At 48.6% G+C, this 4,714-nt stretch carries 4 protein-coding genes; all 4 read left to right on the top strand.

Annotated features, from left to right (window positions below; translation table 11 throughout):
- The first annotated feature begins 23 nt into the window (after nucleotides 1–23).
- From E0698_RS19010 to E0698_RS19025, 4 genes are read left to right on the top strand one after another with little or no spacing between them, the layout of a single operon-like run.
- The gene (locus E0698_RS19010; RefSeq protein WP_192512575.1) at nucleotides 24–1,247 is read left to right on the top strand and encodes an aldehyde dehydrogenase family protein; all 1,224 of its coding nucleotides are present in this window, start codon (nucleotides 24–26) and stop codon (nucleotides 1,245–1,247) included.
- Nucleotides 1,244–2,944 carry a thiamine pyrophosphate-binding protein gene (locus E0698_RS19015; RefSeq protein ID WP_192512576.1) on the top strand — a complete coding sequence of 567 codons (1,701 nt, stop codon included), beginning with the start codon at nucleotides 1,244–1,246 and terminating at the stop codon, nucleotides 2,942–2,944. The genes E0698_RS19010 and E0698_RS19015 overlap by 4 nt, the downstream gene beginning before the upstream one ends.
- 23 nt (nucleotides 2,945–2,967) lie before the next feature.
- Nucleotides 2,968–4,209: a beta-ketoacyl-ACP synthase II gene (gene fabF, locus E0698_RS19020; protein ID WP_192512577.1), complete on the top strand. Its 1,242-nt coding sequence runs from the start codon at nucleotides 2,968–2,970 to the stop codon at nucleotides 4,207–4,209.
- 4 nt (nucleotides 4,210–4,213) lie between these two features.
- Nucleotides 4,214–4,621 carry a 3-hydroxyacyl-ACP dehydratase FabZ family protein gene (locus E0698_RS19025; protein ID WP_025721676.1) on the top strand — a complete coding sequence of 136 codons (408 nt, stop codon included), beginning with the start codon at nucleotides 4,214–4,216 and terminating at the stop codon, nucleotides 4,619–4,621.
- Nucleotides 4,622–4,714 lie beyond the last annotated feature (93 nt).

Raw genomic sequence — 4,714 nt, forward strand, 5'->3', positions numbered from 1 at the left:
ATATAGGAAAGGGAGATTGCACCATGAGTATGAATCCGGAACTGGCAAAAAACACGCTTTTTTTGGAAAGGCATGAAGCAATTCTGAAGTGCCTTAATTATTTGATTGAGCATCGGCAGGAAGTGATGGATATTCTCACCCAATTTTCATCTTATCGGGCCGCCGATGCAGAAATTGATTCCACGATCCTCACACTTCAAGGTGCTTTACAAGAAGTGCAGACCTATCAACCAAGCCTGCAACGATCTATGGCTGTATTTATGCCTTCCAACGTCGTTTTGTATTCCTATGCATTATACCTCTTGATTCCGTCCCTGTACGTTGAGAATATAGACTTTCGTCCTTCTTCTCACGTAAACGAGTACGTCAACATGCTGCATGAAAAGCTCCAGGCTGTACATGGATTACCCATCTATATTCGTAAGGTTAGCCAGAGAGTTTTCATGGAAAATTCCGTTTTGCCAGCTGATATTGTGGTGTTCACGGGTAGCTATACCAATGCGGAGAAAATCAAAAAACAGATTCGAAAAGAACAGCTCTACATCTTTTACGGACAAGGGATAAATCCTTTCATCATTGGACCTGATGCCGATCTGGAGCTGGCGGTTACCGATGTGATCCGAATGAGATTGTTCAATTCTGGACAGGACTGCCTGGGACCCGACATCATTCTGGTGCATCAAGATGTGACGGAGAATTTTAAAAACTTGCTAATTGAGCGGCTTGACCAACTGGTGTTTGGAGCCAACAATGATCCGAACGCGAGCTATTCCCCTATTTTCTATAAAGACACGCTGTATTCGGTTTCGGAATATTTTAATACGAACGATAAGTTTATTATTTACGGCGGTGGCATTGATTTCCGTACGAAAAAGATGGAGCCGACGATTGTATATAGCGAGCTAGATCAGGATTTGGAGATTATTGAGTATTTTTCACCGGTCTTCAACGTGGTTAGCTACCGAGACGACGAGCAGCTAATCAAGCGTATTTCCTCCAGCTATTTCAGTGAACGTGCGATGGGCTGCAGCTTATACGGGTCTGATCACCTGACGGACGTCCTGCGAAAGAAGCACACGCTGACCATTAATGAGACGCTTGAGGATGTGGATCAGGGCAATAAGCCCTTTGGTGGCTATGGCACGATGTCGAACTATATTTTTTACGATTTCAAGCTCGTTTCGAAGCCCATTTTGATTTCAAAAATTGTCGCAGAATATTTGTCGGAAAAGAGGAGTTTGGTATGACTGCGAGCTTATTCCCCTGGGATGCCATCATTGGCTACTTAAAATCGGCTGGGGTTCAGCATCTCTTTGGATTACCAAGTGATGATCTCAAAATCGTATCGTCACTCCCCTCATCCGGTATGGATTTTATTCTGTGCAAAGATCAACGTAATGCTGTGTTCATGGCAGCAGGCTATGCACTCACAACCAACCAGATGTCCGTATGTGTTGTAGGTAAAGGCCCTGCGCTTAGTAATACACTTACAGGGCTGCTGGAAGCGAAGAACCTGGGTGCTCCGCTTTTACTTTTGGCGCTTGGCACCGGAGGGGACAAGCTGGGTACCCGATCCTTTCAGGAGGCAGATCAAGTCTCACTCGTGAAGCCGCTCGTAAAATGGGCTTACCGTGTCGAGCATGTGGATCGACTTGTATGGGCGCTGGAGCGGGCAGCCTTTTTGGCGATCAATGGGGCTCCAGGTCCGGTCTATATTGAACTACCCGAAAACCTGATGGACCAGCCTGTGCCGACAGGGCTTCAGTTTACCCCACCAGAAAAGCTGTCGTGCTCTCCGTCTCGTCGGGAGTTGGATGCGGCGTGGGGAATTATTGAGACTGCCCGCAGGCCACTCATTCTAGTCGGAGGCGGAATGAAGTCAGGTACAGGTGATGTGATTGAGCGGTTCGCTACCCAACATGGAGCGGCCTTGTTCGCAACCGCCTCGGGACGGAGCGTAGTTGATGAAGACTATGAACTCTTCTGTGGTGTTGCCGGGCTCTATACGGATCTCAGTCTAAGACAAATCTGGAAGGAATCTGATGTGGTGATCACACTGGGCAGTCGATTGGAAGAAACGGCTACTTTCGAGTGGGATATTTTGCTACAGGATACACCTTTAATTCAAGTCAATGTAAATCTGGAGGATTTTGCACACGAATACAGGGGTATCAAGGTGCTTGGTGATGGATATGCAGCGGTGGAGCAGTGGCTTGGACGGCGCGGACAGGAGCCTGATGGAGTGTGGCTTGAAACGATTAGGAGTTGTAAACAGGAGGCTTTTTCTCACAGGGCTATTTATCTGGAAGAGCTGAAAAAGACCCCTGGAATCCACGTTCCTGAGCTGTTGGACATGATTCAGACAGAGTTCCCTGAGAATCTGGTGCTTCTTCAAGAGAATGGATTGCAGGATATGTGGTCCTATTTTTATCCATATTTTCGCTTTGCCCACGGTTCTCTTTCGATTGTTCCTAGTGATCAAACGAGTCTTGGATTCGGTGCGGCGGCTGCTCTGGGAGCAAGCGTGGCAACACAACGTCCAGTAGTGGCACTTGTAGGTGACGGTGCGTTTAATCTCTTCTTTTCAGATTTTATGACGGCGGTGGAGTATCAAATACCGCTGATCTATCTCGTACTCAATAATGGCGGGTATGGTTGGTTGCAAAATCAGATGAATTATAAGCACCTTTCAGGGCAGTCCCTCCCATTTGTCTCCGAGGCGGCCAAGACAGGAATCCAAATTCCACAGTATGAGTTTGTGGAAAGTCTTGCGATCCGGAGCAAGGGGGAGGCCCGGGAACAGCTTCAGCTTGCTTGGCAAAAGTATCAGGAGAACAAGCTTGTGGTCGTCGAGGTATATGCTGATCTTGCGGATGTGCATGAGAAAATCAGTCATGTGTATGGCGACTTTCCTCTCTACGAGCAACAGGCTTCCAAGAATTAATTTCAGCGAAGGACGTGGGTACAGTGAGAAGACGTGTTGTGGTGACAGGACAGGGAGTCGTAACGCCGGTTGGGCTTAATCTTTCAGATTTCTGGAATTCACTGTTGGAAGGAAAGAGCGGAATCGGACCTGTCACTGCTTTTGATACAGCGGACATTCCGACGAAGATTGGCGCACAGGTTACGGGCTTTGATCCGTTGCAATATATGAGTAAGAAGGAAGCTAATAAAGTAGCACAGTTTACCCAATTTGCCTTGGCGGCTGCCCGTCAGGCAGTCGAGCAATCGAAATTAGTGATTGACGAGCGGAATGCAGGCCGCGTGGGTGTTATTGTCGGCTCTGGAGCAGGAGGCCTCGACGTCATAGAGGAGAACTACAGGAAATTAACAGAGCTTGGCCCCAAAAGGGTTTCTCCTTATTTTGTTTCCTCGATGATGATTAATTCTGCGCCTGGTGAAATCTCCATTGCTATCGGAGCCAAGGGACCTTCGTTTGCCGTTGTTACGGCTTGTGCTACTGGAAGTAATGCCATCGGTGAGGCATTACGTACGATCCAGTATGGCACGGCAGATGTTGTGGTCGCTGGAGGAGCAGAAGCCAATTTTAGTCAGCTTGATTTGGCATCTTTTGCGAATATTCATGCTCTTTCCAGACGAAATGAGGAGCCGCAGAAGGCCAGTCGCCCGTTTGATGTGGACCGCGATGGATTCGTCATCGGTGGAGGAGCAGGGGTCTTGGTGCTTGAGGAGCTGGAGCATGCCTTGGACCGAGGGGCCACCATTTTGGCCGAAGTTGCAGGTTACGGATGTACAACTGATGCGTATCATATCACGGCTCCAGATCCCTCAGGCTCCGGTCCGGCAGAAGCGATCAGCATTGCACTGCAGGATGGTGGCTTGACACCGCAGGAAATCGACTATGTCAATGCTCATGGTACAAGTACGCCGTTTAATGATCGTATGGAGATTAATGCTATTCAAAAAGTATTCGGGGAGCATGCCCCCCGTTTGGCGATATCGTCTATTAAATCCATGACTGGCCATTTAATGGGCGGTGCAGGGGCAGTCGAATTAATTGCGACTGTGCAGAGCATGATTCACAGCAAAGTACCACCGACACTCAATTGCGACAATCCTGAAGCTCCTGAATTGAATTTTGTGCCGCATGTATATCAGGAACGCGAGGTCCGCGCGGCGATTAGCAATTCCTTTGGTTTCGGGGGGCACAACGTCTGTCTTGCTGTTCGCAAGTGGGAAGGGGTATAAGCCTTTGAGCGAAGAGCTAATTCATATCCCGGATGTGCTTCCGCACCGGTACCCATTTCTTCTGTTGGATGGCGTGACCGGGTACGAAACGTCGCAATGGGCGAAGGGATACAAGCTTGTCACCTGGAGTGAGTGGTTCATTACGGACACTAACCCATACATGCCTCCTATGTTGATTGTGGAGTCGCTTGCACAATTGGCAGCATTCGCTGCGATTGATAAAAAAGGTATTTCATACTTGACTAACCTCAATGGAATTCGATTCCACAGCTTGGCGAAGCCTGGAGACCGAATTGATCTCTATTTTGAAGTGATCAAGCGTCGGCGGGGCTATATTCTCGGAAGCGGTCGGGCCTCCGTAGGGGATCGATTGGTGGTTGAGGCGGAAGAAATTGTTTCACTGGATCAATGACGGGGTGGAAGCGCACGTTATATGGTCCTTTTGTCCTCCTGACTGCCAGGTGCAGCGGGAGGATATTCACATCATGGAATAGGAGTGAATGAG

Source organism: Paenibacillus sp. 23TSA30-6 (assembly GCF_014858585.1).
Lineage (GTDB): Bacteria > Bacillota > Bacilli > Paenibacillales > Paenibacillaceae > Paenibacillus.